The organism is Streptomyces sp. NBC_00154, from assembly GCF_026342835.1.
Taxonomy (GTDB): Bacteria; Actinomycetota; Actinomycetes; order Streptomycetales; family Streptomycetaceae; genus Streptomyces.
Genome location: NZ_JAPEMI010000001.1, coordinates 5,672,426 through 5,688,986, shown reverse-complemented (window position 1 = coordinate 5,688,986; position 16,561 = coordinate 5,672,426). Strand labels below are relative to the sequence as shown.

The 16,561-nt window shown below is 71.8% G+C and carries 14 protein-coding genes; 13 read left to right on the top strand and 1 reads right to left on the bottom strand.

The genetic code is table 11. The features are described from left to right. The first annotated feature begins 125 nt into the window (after window positions 1-125). The 10 genes from OHA03_RS25470 to OHA03_RS25425 all read left to right on the top strand — a co-directional run bounded on the left by OHA03_RS25470 (window position 126) and on the right by OHA03_RS25425 (window position 10,587). Entirely contained in the window at window positions 126-710 is a 585-nt protein-coding gene (locus OHA03_RS25470; RefSeq protein WP_267006092.1) for a sigma-70 family RNA polymerase sigma factor, read from the top strand. Beyond that, complete coding sequence (locus OHA03_RS25465; protein WP_267006091.1) at window positions 707-1,480, top strand: anti-sigma factor; 774 nt, start codon at window positions 707-709, stop codon at window positions 1,478-1,480. The genes OHA03_RS25470 and OHA03_RS25465 overlap by 4 nt, the downstream gene beginning before the upstream one ends. Window positions 1,481-1,493: 13 nt before the next feature. Next, entirely contained in the window at window positions 1,494-2,858 is a 1,365-nt protein-coding gene (locus OHA03_RS25460) for a deoxyribodipyrimidine photo-lyase (protein WP_267006090.1), read from the top strand. A gap of 321 nt (window positions 2,859-3,179) precedes the next feature. Then, a complete protein-coding gene (locus OHA03_RS25455) occupies window positions 3,180-4,715 on the top strand; it encodes a molybdopterin-dependent oxidoreductase (RefSeq protein WP_267008154.1) in 1,536 nt (511 codons plus the stop codon). An 87-nt stretch (window positions 4,716-4,802) separates the two neighbouring features. Then, entirely contained in the window at window positions 4,803-5,447 is a 645-nt protein-coding gene (locus OHA03_RS25450; RefSeq protein ID WP_267006089.1) for a fasciclin domain-containing protein, read from the top strand. A gap of 188 nt (window positions 5,448-5,635) precedes the next feature. Beyond that, on the top strand, window positions 5,636-6,484 hold the full coding sequence (locus tag OHA03_RS25445) for a hypothetical protein (RefSeq protein WP_267006088.1): 849 nt from the start codon (window positions 5,636-5,638) through the stop codon (window positions 6,482-6,484). After that, complete coding sequence (locus OHA03_RS25440; protein ID WP_267006087.1) at window positions 6,484-7,503, top strand: isopenicillin N synthase family oxygenase; 1,020 nt, start codon at window positions 6,484-6,486, stop codon at window positions 7,501-7,503. Before OHA03_RS25445 ends, OHA03_RS25440 begins: the two co-directional genes overlap by 1 nt. A gap of 42 nt (window positions 7,504-7,545) precedes the next feature. Further along, entirely contained in the window at window positions 7,546-9,075 is a 1,530-nt protein-coding gene (locus tag OHA03_RS25435; protein WP_267006086.1) for an amino acid permease, read from the top strand. 4 nt (window positions 9,076-9,079) lie between these two features. Further along, window positions 9,080-10,039 carry an ADP-ribosylglycohydrolase family protein gene (locus OHA03_RS25430; protein WP_267006085.1) on the top strand — a complete coding sequence of 320 codons (960 nt, stop codon included), beginning with the start codon at window positions 9,080-9,082 and terminating at the stop codon, window positions 10,037-10,039. A gap of 110 nt (window positions 10,040-10,149) precedes the next feature. Next, entirely contained in the window at window positions 10,150-10,587 is a 438-nt protein-coding gene (locus OHA03_RS25425; RefSeq protein ID WP_267006084.1) for an SPW repeat protein, read from the top strand. Between the two features lie 165 nt (window positions 10,588-10,752). Here the strand turns inward: OHA03_RS25425 and OHA03_RS25420 are convergent, their stop codons facing one another. After that, entirely contained in the window at window positions 10,753-11,385 is a 633-nt protein-coding gene (locus OHA03_RS25420; protein ID WP_267006083.1) for a TetR/AcrR family transcriptional regulator, read from the bottom strand. 200 nt (window positions 11,386-11,585) lie between these two features. Here OHA03_RS25420 and OHA03_RS25415 point away from each other — a divergent pair, with 200 nt between their 5' ends. From OHA03_RS25415 to OHA03_RS25405, 3 genes are read left to right on the top strand one after another with little or no spacing between them, the layout of a single operon-like run. Continuing rightward, window positions 11,586-12,404, top strand: a complete 819-nt coding sequence (locus OHA03_RS25415; protein WP_267006082.1) for an urea amidolyase associated protein UAAP1 — start codon at window positions 11,586-11,588, stop codon at window positions 12,402-12,404. Beyond that, window positions 12,401-13,036: an urea amidolyase associated protein UAAP2 gene (locus OHA03_RS25410; protein ID WP_267006081.1), complete on the top strand. Its 636-nt coding sequence runs from the start codon at window positions 12,401-12,403 to the stop codon at window positions 13,034-13,036. Before OHA03_RS25415 ends, OHA03_RS25410 begins: the two co-directional genes overlap by 4 nt. Further along, window positions 13,033-16,557: a 5-oxoprolinase/urea amidolyase family protein gene (locus tag OHA03_RS25405; RefSeq protein ID WP_267006080.1), complete on the top strand. Its 3,525-nt coding sequence runs from the start codon at window positions 13,033-13,035 to the stop codon at window positions 16,555-16,557. The genes OHA03_RS25410 and OHA03_RS25405 overlap by 4 nt, the downstream gene beginning before the upstream one ends. Window positions 16,558-16,561: the final 4 nt, after the last annotated feature.

Sequence of the window (16,561 nt, the reverse complement as noted above, 5' to 3'; positions counted from 1 at the left end):
ACGTCAACCACGATGTATCGCGAATTGAGGGCGGCGTGGAAAGATTCCGCGCACTGACCAATCCGCGCTGCCGTCGGCTCCGAATCACCTCACGGAACCGATGCGCATCCTGGGAGGAAGCCCGCGTGAAAGTAGCCGTGCAGATCAGCGGAGCACCATCGGCGGGGCCCGATCTCCAGGAGCTCCTGGAGCTGGTGGCCCGAGGCGACCAGGATGCGTTCGCCAGGGTGTACGACGCGGTCTGCGGCCCGGTCCTCGGTCTTGTACGGAGTGTGCTGCGCGACCCCGCGCAGTCGGAGGAGGTGGCGCAGGAAGTGCTGGTCGAGGTGTGGCGGACCGCCCCGCGGTTCCAGGCCTCCCGCGGCAGCGCCATGAACTGGGTGCTGACACTGGCCCATCACCGGGCGGTGGACCGGGTGCGCTCCGTCGAGGCGACGACGGCCCGGGAGCACCGGGCGGCACTGCTGGACCGTACGCCGGAGTTCGACGAGGTCACCGAGCAGGTCGAGAGCCGACTGGAGCGCGAGCAGGTACGCCGCTGCCTGCGGACCCTGACCGAGCTGCAACGTCAGTCCGTCACACTGGCCTACTACCGCGGTCTGACCTACCGCGAAGTGGCGGAACTCCTCGCCGTGCCGCTCGGGACGATCAAGACACGACTGCGCGACGGGCTGATCCGGCTGCGCGACTGCCTCGGGGTGAGCGCATGAACAAGGTGGATCGCAGGAGCGGGGCCGAACTGCACACGCTGACCGGGGCGTACGCCCTGCACGCGCTGCCGCACGCGGAGCGCGGAGAGTTCGAACGCCATCTCGGCGACTGCGAGGCCTGCGCCGTGGAGGTGCGGGAGCTGTCCGAGACCGCCACCCGGCTCGGGCTCGCGGCGTCCGCGGCCCCATCGCGCGAGCTGCGCGACCGGGTGCTGCGGGAGATCACGACCGTGCGGCAGGAATCCCCGTCGCACGGCCGGCGCTCCCGCTCGGCCCCCTCCGTCCAACGGGCCCGCCGCTGGCCGAAGTTCGCGCTCGCCGCGGCTGTGGCCGCCGCTGCCGGGTTCGGCGGGATCGCGGTGTGGCAGAACCAGGTCGCCCAGGACGCACAGCAGGAGGCGCACCGGGCACAGCAGCAGAACGAGCAGGTGGCGCAGGTCCTCGCGGCCCCGGACGCGAGGACGAGGTCCGGCACGCTGAAGGGCGGGGCGAAGGGCACGGTCGTGGTCTCGCAGAGCGAGAACCGGGCCGTGTTCGTGACCTCGGGGATGGCGCCGCCCCCCAGCGGCAAGGTGTACCAGTTGTGGTTCGACGACGGCGGGACCATGCGGTCCGCGGGGCTGATGAACCGGGCGGCGACGAGCAACACCGTGCTGCTGGACGGTCCGGTCGACGGGGCGTCGGGGATAGGGGTCACCGTCGAGCCGACCGGCGGCTCCGCGCGGCCGACGTCCGCGCCACTGGCGCTCCTGACCTTCCCGACCGCATGAGGGGCTCCCTGCCATGACCGTCTCGGTGGCGCTGTTCACCTCCGATCTACGGCTGCACGACAACCCCGTCCTGTCCGCGGCGGTGCGCGGGGCGGATGCGGTCGTCCCCCTCTTCGTCGAGGACGACGGCATCCGCCGGGCCGGTTTCGACGCGCCGAACCGGCGGGCGTTCCTCGCCGACTGCCTCGTCGGTCTCGACGCGGAGCTGCGCCGCCGCGGCGGCCGGCTCGTCGTCCGCCGCGGCGACGTGGTCCTCGCGGCATGCGCCGTGGTCGCGGAGACGGGTGCGCGGAGTCTGCACATCGCCGCCGGGGTGAGCGGGTACGCGCGGAAACGCGAGGACCGTCTGCGTACGGCCCTCGGGACTGTCGGCTGCACCCTGCACGTCCATGACGCCGTGGTCACCGCGCTCGCCCCGGGCCGGGTCGTCCCCGCGGGACGTGACCATTTCGCGGTGTTCACCCCGTACTTCCGCCGCTGGGAGGCGGCCGGGGTACGGGGCACACTGACCGGTCCCCGGACGGTACGGGTGCCGGACACCGCGACGTCCGCACCGCTGCCGGCGCGAGCGGAGGTCACGGGCGTCTCACCGGGTCTCGCCGAGGGCGGCGAGACCGCGGGACGCAGACTGCTGGCCTCCTGGCTGCACGGCCCGGTGGCCGACTACGCGACCGGCCACGACGACCTCGGCGGGGACGCGACGTCCCGGCTGTCGCCGTATCTGCACTTCGGCTGCCTCTCCGCGGCCGAACTGGTGAACCGGGCCCGGGAGAAGGGCGGACCGGGCGCCGACGCGTTCGTACGGCAGCTGGCCTGGCGGGACTTCCACCACCAGGTCCTCGCAGCCCGGCCGGACGCGGCATGGGCCGACTACCGTCCGCGGGGCGACCGGTGGCGGTCCGATCCCGACGAGATCGAGGCGTGGCGTGCCGGTCTCACCGGCTATCCGCTGGTCGACGCGGCGATGCGACAGCTGGCGCACGAGGGCTGGATGCACAATCGGGGCCGGATGCTGGTCGCGAGCTTTCTCACGAAGACGCTGTACGTGGACTGGCGCGTCGGCGCCCGTCACTTCCTGGATCTCCTGGTCGACGGGGATCTGGCGAACAATCAGCTCAACTGGCAGTGGGTGGCGGGCACCGGTACGGACACCCGACCCAACCGGGTGCTCAACCCGGTGGTCCAGGGCAAGCGGTTCGATCCGCGGGGCACGTACGTACGGCGCTGGGTGCCGGAGCTGGCAGGCCTGGAGGACGCTGCGGTCCACGAGCCGTGGAAGCTCACCGGTCCGGACCGGGCGCGGCTCGGATATCCGGATCCGGTGGTGGACCTGGCCGAGGCCCGCGCCCGCTTCGAACGGGCGCGCGGCCTCGGCTGACGGCCGGCTGCTCAGCGCCCCCACGGCGGCCGGCGGAAGACTCCGCTGATCAGGGTCGGCGGGTGCCGGCCCCTGCCGGGCGGAGCCCGGTGTGCGCCGAACGGGCCCTCTCGCAGGGCCCCTCGAAGGTGATTCGTGGCCGGCGCCGTGAGGGATTGGTCGAGGACCGCTTCTCCTCCGATCGGGTGACGGACCAATCCGCGGGCCGTCCGGTGACGAACCCCAGATGTGAGCGAAGAACAGAACGATGTGCAGGAGCACGGGGCCACCGGCTCCCGGCGGTCCCGCTGGACACGTGCCGGTTTCGCCGGGCTCAGCGGTCTGATCGCCGGGTTCTGCGCCCTGGCCGTGGCCGAACTGGCCTCGGCTGTCGTACGTCCGGAGGCGGGTCCGGTCGCGGCGGTGGGCGGGGCGGTCATCGACCGCACTCCCCCGGCCGTGAAGGACTTCGCCGTACGGCACTTCGGCACCGCCGACAAACTGGTGCTCCAACTGGGCATCCTGGCGCTGCTGGCGGTATTCGCCGTGGCCGTCGGGATCCTGGCGTCGCGGCACCGGTTGCTCGGCTCGGCGGCCGTTCTGGTCTTCGGTGTGGTCGGGGCGGTGGCGGCGGTGGGGCGGCCGGAAGGCAGCCCTGCCGATGCCCTGCCCTCGGTGGTGGGTGCCGTGGTGGCCGCGGGAGTGCTGTATCTCCTGGCCGGACGGCTCGGCCCGGTGCTCCGTCCCTCTCCCGCGGCTGGAGCGAGGGACGGGCAGGGGGACGGCGCCTTCGACCGGCGCGGTTTCGTGATCGCGGCGACCGCTGTGGCGGCGGCCTCGGCCGGTGCGGGGTTCCTGGGGCGGCGGCTGACGTCCTCCGTCCAGGCGGGCGCCGCCGCCTCACGGCATGACCTCGTCCTCCCGGTACCCGAGTCCCCGGCCCCCGCCGTGCCGCCCGGGGCGGACCTGCGGATTCGCGGGCTGAGCTCGTTCATCACTCCGAACAAGAGCTTCTACCGGGTGGACACCGCCCTGGTCGTGCCGCGCGTCGACGCCGGTTCGTGGCGGCTGCGGATCCACGGCAAGGGAGTCGCCCGCCCTCTCACGGTCAGCTTCCAGGACCTGCTGGGGCGGGAGATCATCGAGCGCGACATCACCCTGGCATGCGTCTCCAACGAGGTCGGCGGCCCGTACGTGGGCAATGCCCGGTGGATCGGTGTGCGGCTGGCCGATCTGCTGCGTGAGGCCGGGGTGAAACCGCCTTCGCGGGGCGGTCCCGCCGACCAGATCGTGGCGCGTTCCGTCGACGGCATGACGATCGGCACACCGGTCGAGACGGTCATGGACGGACGCGACGCGATCCTCGCCCTCGGCATGAACGGCGAACCCCTGCCGTTCGCGCACGGCTTCCCGGTCCGCATGGTGGTGCCGGGACTGTACGGGTACGTCTCGGCCTGCAAGTGGATCAAAGACATCGAGCTGACGACGTTCGCCTCGTACGACGCCTACTGGGTCAGGCGCGGCTGGTCCCGGCAGGCGCCCGTCAAGACGGAGTCCCGGATCGACACACCGCGTCCGTTCGCCTCACCGAAGCCCGGCATCGTGCCCGTCGCCGGGGTGGCCTGGGCCCAGCACCGAGGGATCTCCCGGGTGGAGGTCCGAGTCGACGGCGGTGCGTGGCATCCGGCCCGGCTCGCGGCACAGGACAACCGGGACACCTGGCGCCAGTGGGTGTGGGAGTGGCCGGCCACCTCCGGCCATCACACGCTGGAGGTCCGTGCGACCGACGGGACCGGGGCCACCCAGACCGGCGAACGCGTCGGCACCGTCCCGGACGGTGCGACCGGCTGGCACTCGGTGGTGGTCGACGTGTCCTGACCCGAACACCCCCCACACGCACCTTCATTCGCTCCTTCGTTCTCAACCGTCTCGCGCGCCTCGCGCATCTCGCTTCAGGAGAATCACATGACCCCTCTGCACCTTCGCCGTGCCGCCGTTGCCGTCTCCGCCGCCGCGCTTCTGCCGCTGGCCCTGACAGCCTGCTCCAGCGACTCCAAGGACGCCTCGTCCGGCTCCACCGCGAGCGCGGCCAAGACATCGCCGTCGGCCGCTGTGAGCGAGTCGATGGATATGAACGAGCCGTTCGGACCGGCCTGTTCGTCCGTGCCCAAGGACGGTGCGGGCAGCTTCGCGGGTATGGCGAAGGACCCGGTCGCCACGGCAGCCTCGCACAACCCGGCGCTCTCGACCCTGGTCACCGCGGTCAAGAAGGCCGGTCTGGTCGACACCCTGAACAACGCGCAGAACGTCACCGTGTTCGCCCCGACCAATGACGCGTTCGCCAAGATCCCGCAGGCCGACCTGGACAAGCTGCTGGCGGACAAGGAGCAGCTCACCAAGGTCCTGACGTATCACGTGGTGGGTCAGAAGCTGGCGCCGCGACAGCTGGACAAGGGCTCCTTCGCCACGCTGGCCAAGAGCGAGCTGACGACCTCCGGCTCGGACATGGCCTACACGGTGAACGACACCTCGAAGGTCGTCTGCGGCAATGTCCCGACCGCCAACGCCACGGTGTACATCGTCGACACCGTCCTGATGCCCCCGCAGTAGCGTCACAGGGTCACCACCGACCGGCCGGGGCTGCGTCACCGCCCCGGCCGGTCTCTGCCGTGCCCGACCGCAGTGAGCACTTCGGCGCCGCACGGACACGGCCGTGTCATTCAGCGGAAACAGGCTCTCCCTAATTTCTGTCATCCGACAGGAATGCGGCTCCGGCCGCTGCGCCGCAAGGGGCCGCCATGTCCGCGAAGCCGCACCCCCTCCCGCCGTCCGTCCCCGAACTGACCGGTGTCTGGCACCGTTCGCTGCTCGTCGACGCGGACGGGCGCCGGGACACCACCACGGCAGTGACCTGGGTGCAGGGCCCTGCCCGGTACGCGGATCTGCGGCAGCCCGCGAACCACCCCCGCCACCCCGGCGTCACCTCCCTGTCCGGGCTCCGCTTCGAGGAGCTTCTCGCACTCACCCGCCAGGAGGCCTTCGCGGGGCGGCTGCGGCAGCGCTCCGACGTGTTCCACTGGGCCCGCACCCTCGACTTCGGCCCCGTCGGACTCCCGGACGCCGGGCGGCTGCGCCGCGAGGGCGCCGTGCTCGTCGAGACGGGCGTGCACGTCGCGTACCTCGAACACTGGCGCCCGGTGCGCACCGCCGGGCCGTCCGCCGCCGTCGAGCTGTTCGATCCGGAGACCGGCTGCACGGGCCTGCTGGTCCGGGCCGGCGACCGGTTCGCCCAGGTGCGCGATCGCGCCGAACCGCTGCCCGCCGATGCCTCGCTGCCCGAACTGGTACGCGGCGCCGCCGACATCGGCCGGGCGCGTGCCCTCCTCGACTTCGAGCTCTCCCTCGGGCGGATCGAGCACGGCCGGTGGACCGTCGAGCGTTCGACGCTGCCCCACCGTGTGGGCGCCGCACCGGACCCGGCGCTCGACGGCTGCGCGGGACTGCTGGTGAACGACGCACGGCCCGACGGCACCCCGTACACCCGGGCCTTCGAGATCACCGCCGCCGAGGGACTCCTTGCCGCGCTCCACTCCACCGGAACCACTGCCCTCGCCGCGTCCGCGCCCGCACCGGAAGGCCTCCGCTGATGTCCCCGACCTCCTTCACCGAGCTCCCGGTCGTGGACATCACGGCCCTGCGCACCGGTCGCCTCGAAGAACGCGCCTACGCCGTGGCCGAGTTGGGACGCGCCGCCCGTGACACCGGCTTCCTCTACCTCTCGGGGCACGGCATCGACCCCGCGCTCTTCGACCGGCTGCTCGACGCCGCGAAGGCGTTCTTCGCCAGGCCCGTCGAGGAGAAGATGGCCTGCTGGATCGGGAAGTCGTCCAACCATCGCGGTTACGTCCCCGAGGGCGAGGAAGTCTTCGCCGGCGCCACCGCCGACCGCAAGGAGGCCTTCGACCTCTCCCTCGAACTCCCCGACGCCACCGGTCCGTTGCTCGGCCCCAATCAGTGGCCGGCACTGTCCGGGTTCCGTGAGCCGGTCACCGCCTGGTACGACGCCGTCCTCGCCCTGGGCCACACCCTGTTCGGCGGTTTCGCCGAGGCGCTCGGTCTGCCCCGGGACGCGTTCGCCCCGTATCTCACCCGACCCACCAGCCAGCTCCGGCTGATCCACTACCCGTACGACCCGACGGCGGAGGACCGCCCCGGCATCGGCGCCCACACCGACTACGAATGCTTCACCCTGCTGCGCCCCACCGCCCCCGGCCTGGAGGTGATGAACGGCGCCGGCGAGTGGATCGACGCACCGCCGCTGGACGACTGCTTCGTCGTCAACACCGGTGACCTGCTGGAGCTCTGGACCAACGGCGAGTTCGCCGCCACCTCCCATCGGGTTCGCAAGGTCACCGAGGAGCGCTACTCCTTCCCGCTGTTCTGCACAGTCGACTACGACACCCCCATCGCCCCGCTGCCCGCCTTCACCGGTCCCGGCAGGCCCGCGCGCCCCGGTGTCGTCGCCGGCGAGCACCTCTACGCGCAGACCGTCCAGACCTTCGGCTACCTCGGGCGACGACTGGCCGACGGCGAGACGACGCTGCCCGCGGGCGCCCTGCCCCTCTCCTCGTTCGGCCAGGAAGCACGCCACGCCCCTCGTTCCTGAACACCCTCCCTTCACCTCCCCGCCCTGAGAGCAGGTGCTGCCATGTCCGTCACCGCCCCCACCGACGTACTTCCCGATCCACCCGTCCCCGCCGAATCCGGCTCTCCCCTGCAGGAGTTCGGCTACCGCCAGGAGCTCCACCGCAGCCTCGGCCGCTACGCCTCGTTCGCCGCGGGCTTCTCGTTCATCTCGGTGCTGACGACGGTGTTCCAGTTCTTCGCCGTCGGCTACTCCTTCGGCGGCCCGGTCTTCTTCTGGGCGTGGCCCGCGGTGCTGATCGGCCAACTGCTGGTCGCCGCCTGCTTCGCCGAACTCGCCGCTCGCTACCCGATATCCGGCGCGATCTATCAGTGGTCGTCGCGGCTGTCCAACCCGACCTTCGGCTGGTTCGCGGGCTGGATCATGGTCATCGGCCAGATCGTGGTGGTCGCCGCAGCCGCGCTGGCCCTGCAGATGGTGATGCCGCCCATCTGGTCGGGGTTCCAGCTGATCGGCGGCGACCCCGCACCGCTGTCCCCGACGGGTGCCATGAACGCGGCGCTGCTCGGCACCATCCTGCTGGTCCTCACCACGCTGGTGAACATCGTCGACAACCGCGTCATGTCGCTCATCAACCGGGTCGGTGTCACCGCCGAGATCATCGGCGCCGTGCTGATCGTGGTGCTGCTCCTCACCCACTCGGAACGCACCCCGTCCGTCACCTTCCATACCGGTGGCGCCGGGACGGGCGTGTTCGGCGCGCTGCTGGTGGGTTCGTTCACGGCCGCGTACGTCATGATCGGCTTCGACAGCGCGGGCGAGATGAGCGAGGAGACCCGCGACCCGCGCCGTACCGCACCGCGCACCATCCTCTCCGCCCTGGGCGCGGCCGGTCTGCTCGGCGGGCTGCTGGTGCTGGGCGGGTTGTTGGCGGCGCCCAGCCTGACCGACGGTCATCTCGCGGTCGACGGCATGAGTTACGTGCTGACCAGCAGTCTCGGCGACGGAGTCGGCCGGGTGCTCCTGGTGGACGTGGTGATCGCCATCGCCGTGGCGACCCTCGCCGTGCAGACGGCGGCCTGCCGGATGCTGTTCTCGATGGCTCGCGACGGCCGGCTGCCGTGCTCCGGTCCGCTGGCGAAGGTCAACGCGCGTACCGGTATGCCGACAGCCCCGGCGGTCGTCGTGGGCGTGCTCTCGGCGGTCCTGCTGCTGCTCAACTTCGCCTCGCCCGACGCGTTCCTGGCGATCGGCACCACCTGCATAGTGATGCTGTACCTCGCGTACTCGCTGGTGACGGGTCCGCTGCTGGTCCGCCGGCTGCGCGGTACGTACGCCGCGCGGACGGACGCCGTGGACGAGACGGGCCGGCCGCTGTTCTCGCTGGGCCGGTGGGGCATTGCCGTCAACGCGCTCGCGCTGCTGTACGGGCTGGTGATGACCGTCAATCTGGCCTGGCCGCGGGCCGCGGTGTACGACCCTGCGGGCGGGCACTGGTACTTCCAGTGGTTCACGGTCCTGTTCCTGACCGCGACGGTCCTGGTGGGCGCGGCATATCGGGTGTACCGGAGCAGCTCGGTCTCCCTACGCTGACCCCATGGATCAGGGGAGCAGGCAGGGCCGGGCGGTGGGCGCCGTCGTCGGATCGGCGGTCGGGGACGCGCTCGGGGCGCCGTTCGAGTTCGGTCCCGCCGGCGTGTACACGGCCCGGTTCCCGGAGGGCGTCGGCGCGATGTGCGGGGGCGGCGGCTGGGATCCGGGCGAGGCGACGGACGACACCCAGATGGCTGTCCTGGTCGGCGAGTCCCTGCTGGAGCGGGACGGGCTCGACCTCGCCGACATGTTCGGCAGGTTCCGGCGGTGGGCGGCGGGTGAGCCGAAGGACATCGGCCTGCAGACCGAGTACGTCCTGACGAGCGGCGATCCCTGGGACCTGGCCGCCGCACTCCACTTCCAGGTCGACGGGCGTGCGGCGGGCAACGGTTCGCTCATGCGGGCGGCGACCTCTGCCGTGTACTTCGCCCGCGCCGACGGCCCGGAGCCGGCGGCGCGGGCGGCGACAATGGACGCCGCCCGCCGGATCGCGGCACTGACGCACGGCGACCGGGCCGCCTGGGAGGGCACCGCCGTCCTCCATGACCTGATCCGGGTGGCACTGAACGGCGACGACCCGCTCACCGCCCTCCCGGGCGCCCTCGCCGCCGTACACGACGACCAGCGCGAACGCTGGGCGACGGTCCTCGCGCCCGACTGGCACCCCGGCCTGGCGACGGAGTTCAACGGGGCGGTGTGGCCGTGTCTGGGCACCGCTGTCTGGGCGCTGCGTACGACACGTACCTTCCAGGCCGCGTTGGCGGCCGCCATCGACGTGGGCGGGGACACCGACACGGTCGCGGCTGTCACCGGCGGCCTGGCCGGGGCGGTGCACGGGAGGGATGCGATCCCGTCGCGCTGGACGGAGCCGCTGCATGTCCCGCTGCCGGGGTACGAGGGCCGGGTCCTGCGAACGGCAGAGCTGACGGCCCTGGCCCGTGGCCTGGATTCGCACAGTTCCTAGGGGCCGAAACATGCACATAAGGCCCATGTAAGCGCAGAATGGTCGGAGGAGGCGCCTACCGCACTTCACCCTCCGCGGTCGGGCCTGCAGGATCGAAGGAGACGACTCTCATGTCCAACGTCTCACACACCCGCGCTGACATAACCAGTCACCCGGATGTTTCCGAAATGCGGGAACGCTATGCCCGCATGCTCGGCGGTCGCGATGTGGCACTCGTGGACGGGCCGGTGTTCCTCGTCGGCCTCTACTGCGCCATCTCGCCCTGGGTGCTCCACTTCACCGCGAGCCAGCCCACACTCGTGCAGCACAACCTGATCATGGGGATCGCGATCGCGGTGCTGGGACTCGGGTTCACCGTGATGCCGGCCCGGATGTACGGCCTGAGCTGGGCCATCTGCGCCATGGGCATCTGGATGATCCTGTCGCCGTGGATCGTCGGCAGCAGCCCCGACATGGGCGTCATCATCAACAACGTCGTCATCGGCGGTCTGGCGCTGCTGCTCGGGCTGGTATGCGTCGGTGCCTCGATGAAGAGCAGTCGGACCTAGCACCTGCCCGGCGGATCGCCGCCGGGAGGAACGGAGGACGGAAAGCCCCGGGCCGGTCCGCACCGAGCGGGCCGGCCCAGGCGCGCCCCGTCCGCACCGCGCATGCCGGCCGAGGCACGGTCCGGCCCCGAAGGCACACGCCCCCTGGCCGGGCGGGCGGGCCCGTCAGTCGGGCCGCGTCCCCACAATTCTCAACGCCGCATCCGCCGTCGCCGCCGCGAACGCGGCCACCGGTCGTTCCGGCCCCGAGCGCCGGACCAGGATCACGCCCTCGATGAGCCCGAAGACCAGATCGGTACGGAGCGCCAGTTCCCCCTCGTCCAGCGCGGCCCCCGCACGGGTCGCCGCCAGCAGCGTCCCGTACGCCTCCTTGAGCTCGTCCCGCACCCTGTTGAAGCCGTCGAATCGCTCGGCCCGCACCTCGGGCAGTACGTACAGGGCGCCCAGGTTGTACGGCCCGCCGCACAGCAGCGCCACGTCGGAGCGACAGAGCTCCCACAGCCGGTCCTCGGCGGCCGTCGCATCGTCGGCGAGCAGCTTCCCGGCCAGCGCCAACGACGGAGTGACCGTGGATCCCAGGAGCTCTGCCAGGAGGTCCTCCTTGCCCGCGACGTAGTGGTACATCGTCGCCTGCCGCATGCCGGCCCGTTCCGCGACGGCCCGGGTGGTGGTCGCCGCGTATCCGCGGGTGGTGAACAGCTCGGCGGCGGCAGTCAGCAGTTCTTCGCGCGCGGACAGTCCGCTGTCCGCGCGCTGCTGGGCGCGCGGCCGGCCGACCCGTCTCCCGGTGGTGGACATGGGCCGATCGTCGCACATCCGTGCCCGGCCGGATCTTGGTGAGCACTCGGTAACTCCCGTGCAACGGACGGGCAATGGCCCCGACTCGCCCGCGTCCTAATTTCTGTCACGCGACAGAAATGCACGACGGAATTGCACCACAGAGGCGCGCGACCGCAGTGCGCGATCGACACAGGCACGTCGAGCCGGAGGGGCCAGCCATGGCGACAGCGACGACACACGGAGCCCGGGACCATGCCCGCGCCCAGCACGGCACCCGTACCGGAACCATGCCGGTGGTGCCCGCGAGCGACTGGCCCGCGGCCGTCCCCGGCACACCGGTCTGGGCCGAGACCGTGGCAGGGGGCAACTACACCCACCGGGTACTCGCCCGCGGCACCGAGCTCCGGCTCACCGATCTCGCGGGCGACGCCTGCGCCCATCTGCTGCTGTACGTGGACGGGCGCCCCTGGGAGCGGCTCAACTCCGCGGACACCGTCAAGGTCCAGTGGAACGCCTACCTGGGCGCCGACCGGCTGCTCCTCTCCGACCAGGGGCGGGTCCTCGCCTCGGTGGTCGCCGACAGCTCGGGCCGACACGATGCCCTGTGCGGCACGTCGACCCTCGTACGCAACACCGCGCGGTACGGGGACGGCACCCCGCAGTCGCCGTCCCCGGCCGGCCGGGAGCTGCTGAAGCTCGCTGCCGCGAAGAACGGGCTCGGGCCGCGCGATCTGCCGCCGTCGCTCTCCTTCTTCCAGGGTGTCGAGGTACGTGAGGACGGCGCCCTGGACTTCACCGGCTCCGCCGGACCCGGCGCGTCGGTGACGCTCCGCGCCGAGCAGGACCTGACCGTGCTCATCGCCAACGTCCCGCATCCGCTGGACCCACGCCCCGACTACGTCTGCACCCCGCTGGAGGTGCTGGCCTGGCGCGCCCGGCCGACTGCGCCCGGGGACCCGCTCTGGGACGCCGCACCGGAGGGCCGCCGGGCCTTCCTCAACACGCAAGACTTCCTCACCGCCAGGGGGCTCGCATGACCGTCGCCACCAGTGTCACCAGCACCGTCCGCAGCTCCGACGTGATCCCCGCGCGGGCCGCCTGGTCCGCCGTTGTCCGCGCCGGCGAACAGCTCACGCTGACCGATCTGCACGGCAACCAGGCCGTGGACTTCCTGGTGTACGACGCCCAGGACACCACTGTCCGCTACAGCGCCCCGGACACCGTCCACGCACAGGGCAGCATCTTCCTCACCACCGGCAGCGTGCTGCTGTCCAACGAGCACACCCCGCTGATGACGGTCACCGAGGACACCTGCGGCCGCCACGACACGGTCGGCGGCGCCTGCTCCAAAGAGTCCAACACCCTGCGCTACGGGCACCACACCTGGTCGCAGCACGCCTGTGTGGACAACTTCCTCGCGGAGGGCGCCCGGCACGGGCTCGGCAAGCGCGATCTGGTCTCCAACATCAACTGGTACATGAACGTCCCCGTGGAGAAGGACGGCACGCTCGGCATCGTCGACGGCATCTCCGCCCCCGGTCTGCGGGTCACCCTGCGCGCCGAACGGGACGTCCTGGTCCTGGTCTCCAACTGCCCCCAGATCAACAACCCCTGCAACGGCTTCGACCCGACGGCCGTCGAAGCCACCATCGGCGAGGCCACCGCATGACGAATTTCGACACACTGCTGGTGGCCAACCGGGGCGAGATCGCGGTACGGATCATCCGCACCGCCCGCCGGCTCGGTCTCCGTACGGTCGCGGTCTTCTCGGACCCCGACCGCTCAGCGCCCCATGTCCGCCTCGCCGACACGGCGGTACGGCTCGGACCCGCGCCCGCCAAGGAGTCGTACCTCGACGCCGACCTGGTCCTGAAGGCCGCCAAGGACACCGGGGCCGGAGCCATCCACCCCGGCTACGGCTTCCTCTCCGAGGACGCCGGGTTCGCCCGGCGCTGCGAGGACGCGGGGATCGTCTTCGTCGGCCCGACCGCCGAGCAGCTGGAGCTGTTCGGCGCGAAGCACACCGCTCGCGCGGCCGCCGAGGCCGCGGGCGTACCGCTCGCCCCCGGCACCGGGCTGCTCCCCGATCTGCCGTCGGCGCTGGCGGCGGCCGACCGTATCGGCTATCCCGTGATGCTCAAGGCGACCGGCGGTGGCGGCGGTATCGGCATGTCGGCCTGTCGATCCGTCGACGAACTCACCGACGCCTGGGAGCGGGTGCAGCGGGTCGCCGCCGCGTCCTTCTCCTCCGCCGGTGTCTTCCTCGAACGCCTCGTGGAGGACGCCCGCCATGTCGAGGTGCAGGTCTTCGGCGACGGCCGGGGCCGGGTGGTGACCTTCGGCGACCGCGACTGCTCCCTCCAGCGCCGCAACCAGAAGGTCCTGGAGGAGGCCCCCGCCCCGGGGCTCCCGCCGCACGTCCGCAAGCAACTGACCGCGTCCGCCCAGGATCTGTGCGGGGCGGTCGGCTACCGCTCGGCGGGCACGGTGGAGTTCGTGTACGACGCGGCGCGCGCGGAGGCGTACTTCCTGGAGGTCAACACCCGCCTCCAGGTCGAACACCCGGTCACCGAGGAGATCTACGGCGTCGACCTCGTCGAGTGGATGCTGCGCCTCGCCCAGGGCGACACGGATGTCGTACGCGAACCGGACGCGCCGCGCGGCCATGCCGTCGAGGCCCGGGTCTACGCCGAGGACCCGACCCGCGACCACCGCCCCGGGGCGGGCCTGCTGACCCGGGTCGCGTTCCCCGAGGGAGTCCGTGTCGACACCTGGGTCGAGACGGGGACGGAGGTCACGACGTCGTACGACCCGATGCTGGCGAAGGTCGTCGCGTACGGCACCGACCGCGCCGAGGCCCTCGCACGGCTGGACACGGCACTCGCCGCCACCCGGATCGACGGCATCGAGACCAACCTCGGGCTGGTGCGGGCCGCTCTGGCCGACGACCGGGTCCGCACCGCCGCGCACTCCACGGCCACGCTCGCCACCGTCACCGACCCGACCTCGCGCATCGAGGTGGTCTCCGGCGGCACCCTCACCACGGTGCAGGACTGGCCCGGCCGCACGGGCTACTGGCAGGTCGGCGTCCCACCGTCGGGCCCGATGGACGACCTGTCGTTCCGGCTCGGCAACACCGCGCTCGGCAATGACGCGGGCGCACCCGGCCTCGAATGCACGCTCCAGGGACCGACCCTGCGGTTCACCCACCCGACCACCGTCTGTGTCACAGGCGCACCCGCCCCCGTCTCGGTCGACGGCGAACCGGTCGCCCTGTGGGAACCCTTCACCGTCCCGGCGGGCTCCACCCTCGCGGTCGGCGCACCGGACGGACACGGTCTGCGTACGTACGTCCTCTTCGCCGGCGGCGGCCTGGACGTACCCGGCTTCCTGGGCAGCGCGGCGACCTTCACCCTCGGCGGCTTCGGCGGACACGGCGGCCGGGCCCTGCGCACGGGCGACGTCCTGCACGGCGGCGCGGTACGTGCCTCGAGCACCCCCGTACCGGACGCCGACCGTCCGCACATCGGTGGCAGCTGGCACATCGGCGCGGCCGAAGGCCCGCACGCCGCACCGGAGTTCTTCACCGAGGAGGACATCCACGACTTCTACGCCGCCGACTGGAAGGTCCACTTCAACTCGGCCCGCACCGGTGTCCGGCTGGTCGGCCCCAAACCGCGCTGGGCACGCACCGACGGCGGCGAGGCCGGACTCCACCCCTCGAACATCCATGACACGCCGTACTCCGTGGGCGCCGTCGACTACACGGGAGACATGCCGGTGCTGCTCGGCCCCGACGGGCCTTCGCTGGGCGGCTTCGTCTGCCCGGCGACCGTGGTGACGGGCGAGCGGTGGAAGCTGGGCCAGCTGCGCCCCGGCGACACGGTCCGCTTCACACCGGTCACGATCACCGGCGAGCGGCGCCCGGACATCGTCGACGGCGGCATCCTGTACCGGAGCGACGACGTCACGTACCGCCGCAGCGGTGACGACAACGTGCTGGTCGAGTACGGCCCGATGCAGCTGGATCTGGCCCTGCGGATGCGGGTGCACGCCCTGATGGAGGCGCTGACCGCGGCGGCCGTACCCGGCATCACCGGCCTCACGCCCGGCATCCGCTCGCTCCAGATCCAGACGGATCCGGAGCTCCTCCCCCAGCACCGGCTCCTGGAACTCCTCCGCACCACCGAGGCGGCGCTCCCGCCCACGGACGCTCTGACCGTGCCGTCGCGGACCGTGCATCTGCCGCTGTCCTGGGACGATCCGGCGACCCGCGAGGCCATCGCCCGATATATGGCGGGGGTACGCGACGACGCCCCCTGGTGCCCGTGGAACATCGAGTTCATCCGCCGGGTCAACGGCCTGGGCTCGGTCGACGACGTGTACCGCACGGTCTTCGACGCCGAGTATCTGGTGCTGGGCCTCGGCGATGTCTATCTGGGCGCACCGGTCGCCACCCCGCTCGACCCCCGGCACCGCCTGGTCACCACCAAGTACAACCCGGCCCGCACCTGGACGGCGGAGAACTCGGTCGGCATCGGTGGCGCCTATCTCTGCATCTACGGGATGGAGGGGCCGGGCGGGTACCAGTTCGTCGGGCGCACCACCCAGGTGTGGTCGGGGTGGCAGCAGCGCGGCGCTTTCGAGCCCGGCTCACCGTGGCTGCTGAGGTTCTTCGACCGGATCAAGTGGTACCCGGTGGAGGCGGACGAACTCCTGGAGCTCCGCGCGGACATTGCGTCCGGCCGGTTCGTACCGCGGATCGAGGAGGGCGAGTTCTCCCTTGCGCGGTACGAGAAGTTCCTGGCCGACAACGCCGACTCGATCGCCGGGTTCCGCACCCGGCAGGGCGCCGCCTTCTCGGCGGAACGGGACGCCTGGGAGGCGGCCGGCGAGTTCGCGCGGGCGGAGGCCGCCACGGAACCGGCGCCACCGGCCGCCGAGGTGACGGTGCCGTCGGGCGGCCGGCTGGTGGAGGCCGAGTTCGCGGCGTCGGTCTGGCAGCTGAACGTCGCCGCGGGAGACACGGTGACGGCGGGTCAGCCTCTTCTCGCACTGGAGGCGATGAAGATGGAGTCCCGGATCCACGCCCCGGCGGACGGCATCGTCGTGGAGATCCTCACCCGGCCGGGTGCCCAGGTGGAACCGGGCACCGCACTGCTGGTCCTGGCCCCGCCCCCCACGAACTGAGGAG

Coding starts and splice junctions, on each gene's coding strand:
- OHA03_RS25450 (WP_267006089.1), top strand. CDS start 4,803: ATGACCCCTCTGCACCTTCGCCGTGCCGCCGTTGCCGTCTCCGCCGCC.
- OHA03_RS25415 (WP_267006082.1), top strand. CDS start 11,586: ATGGCGACAGCGACGACACACGGAGCCCGGGACCATGCCCGCGCCCAG.
- OHA03_RS25440 (WP_267006087.1), top strand. CDS start 6,484: ATGTCCCCGACCTCCTTCACCGAGCTCCCGGTCGTGGACATCACGGCC.
- OHA03_RS25465 (WP_267006091.1), top strand. CDS start 707: ATGAACAAGGTGGATCGCAGGAGCGGGGCCGAACTGCACACGCTGACC.
- OHA03_RS25420 (WP_267006083.1), bottom strand. CDS start 11,385: ATGTCCACCACCGGGAGACGGGTCGGCCGGCCGCGCGCCCAGCAGCGC.
- OHA03_RS25445 (WP_267006088.1), top strand. CDS start 5,636: ATGTCCGCGAAGCCGCACCCCCTCCCGCCGTCCGTCCCCGAACTGACC.
- OHA03_RS25460 (WP_267006090.1), top strand. CDS start 1,494: ATGACCGTCTCGGTGGCGCTGTTCACCTCCGATCTACGGCTGCACGAC.
- OHA03_RS25405 (WP_267006080.1), top strand. CDS start 13,033: ATGACGAATTTCGACACACTGCTGGTGGCCAACCGGGGCGAGATCGCG.
- OHA03_RS25435 (WP_267006086.1), top strand. CDS start 7,546: ATGTCCGTCACCGCCCCCACCGACGTACTTCCCGATCCACCCGTCCCC.
- OHA03_RS25425 (WP_267006084.1), top strand. CDS start 10,150: ATGTCCAACGTCTCACACACCCGCGCTGACATAACCAGTCACCCGGAT.
- OHA03_RS25410 (WP_267006081.1), top strand. CDS start 12,401: ATGACCGTCGCCACCAGTGTCACCAGCACCGTCCGCAGCTCCGACGTG.
- OHA03_RS25430 (WP_267006085.1), top strand. CDS start 9,080: ATGGATCAGGGGAGCAGGCAGGGCCGGGCGGTGGGCGCCGTCGTCGGA.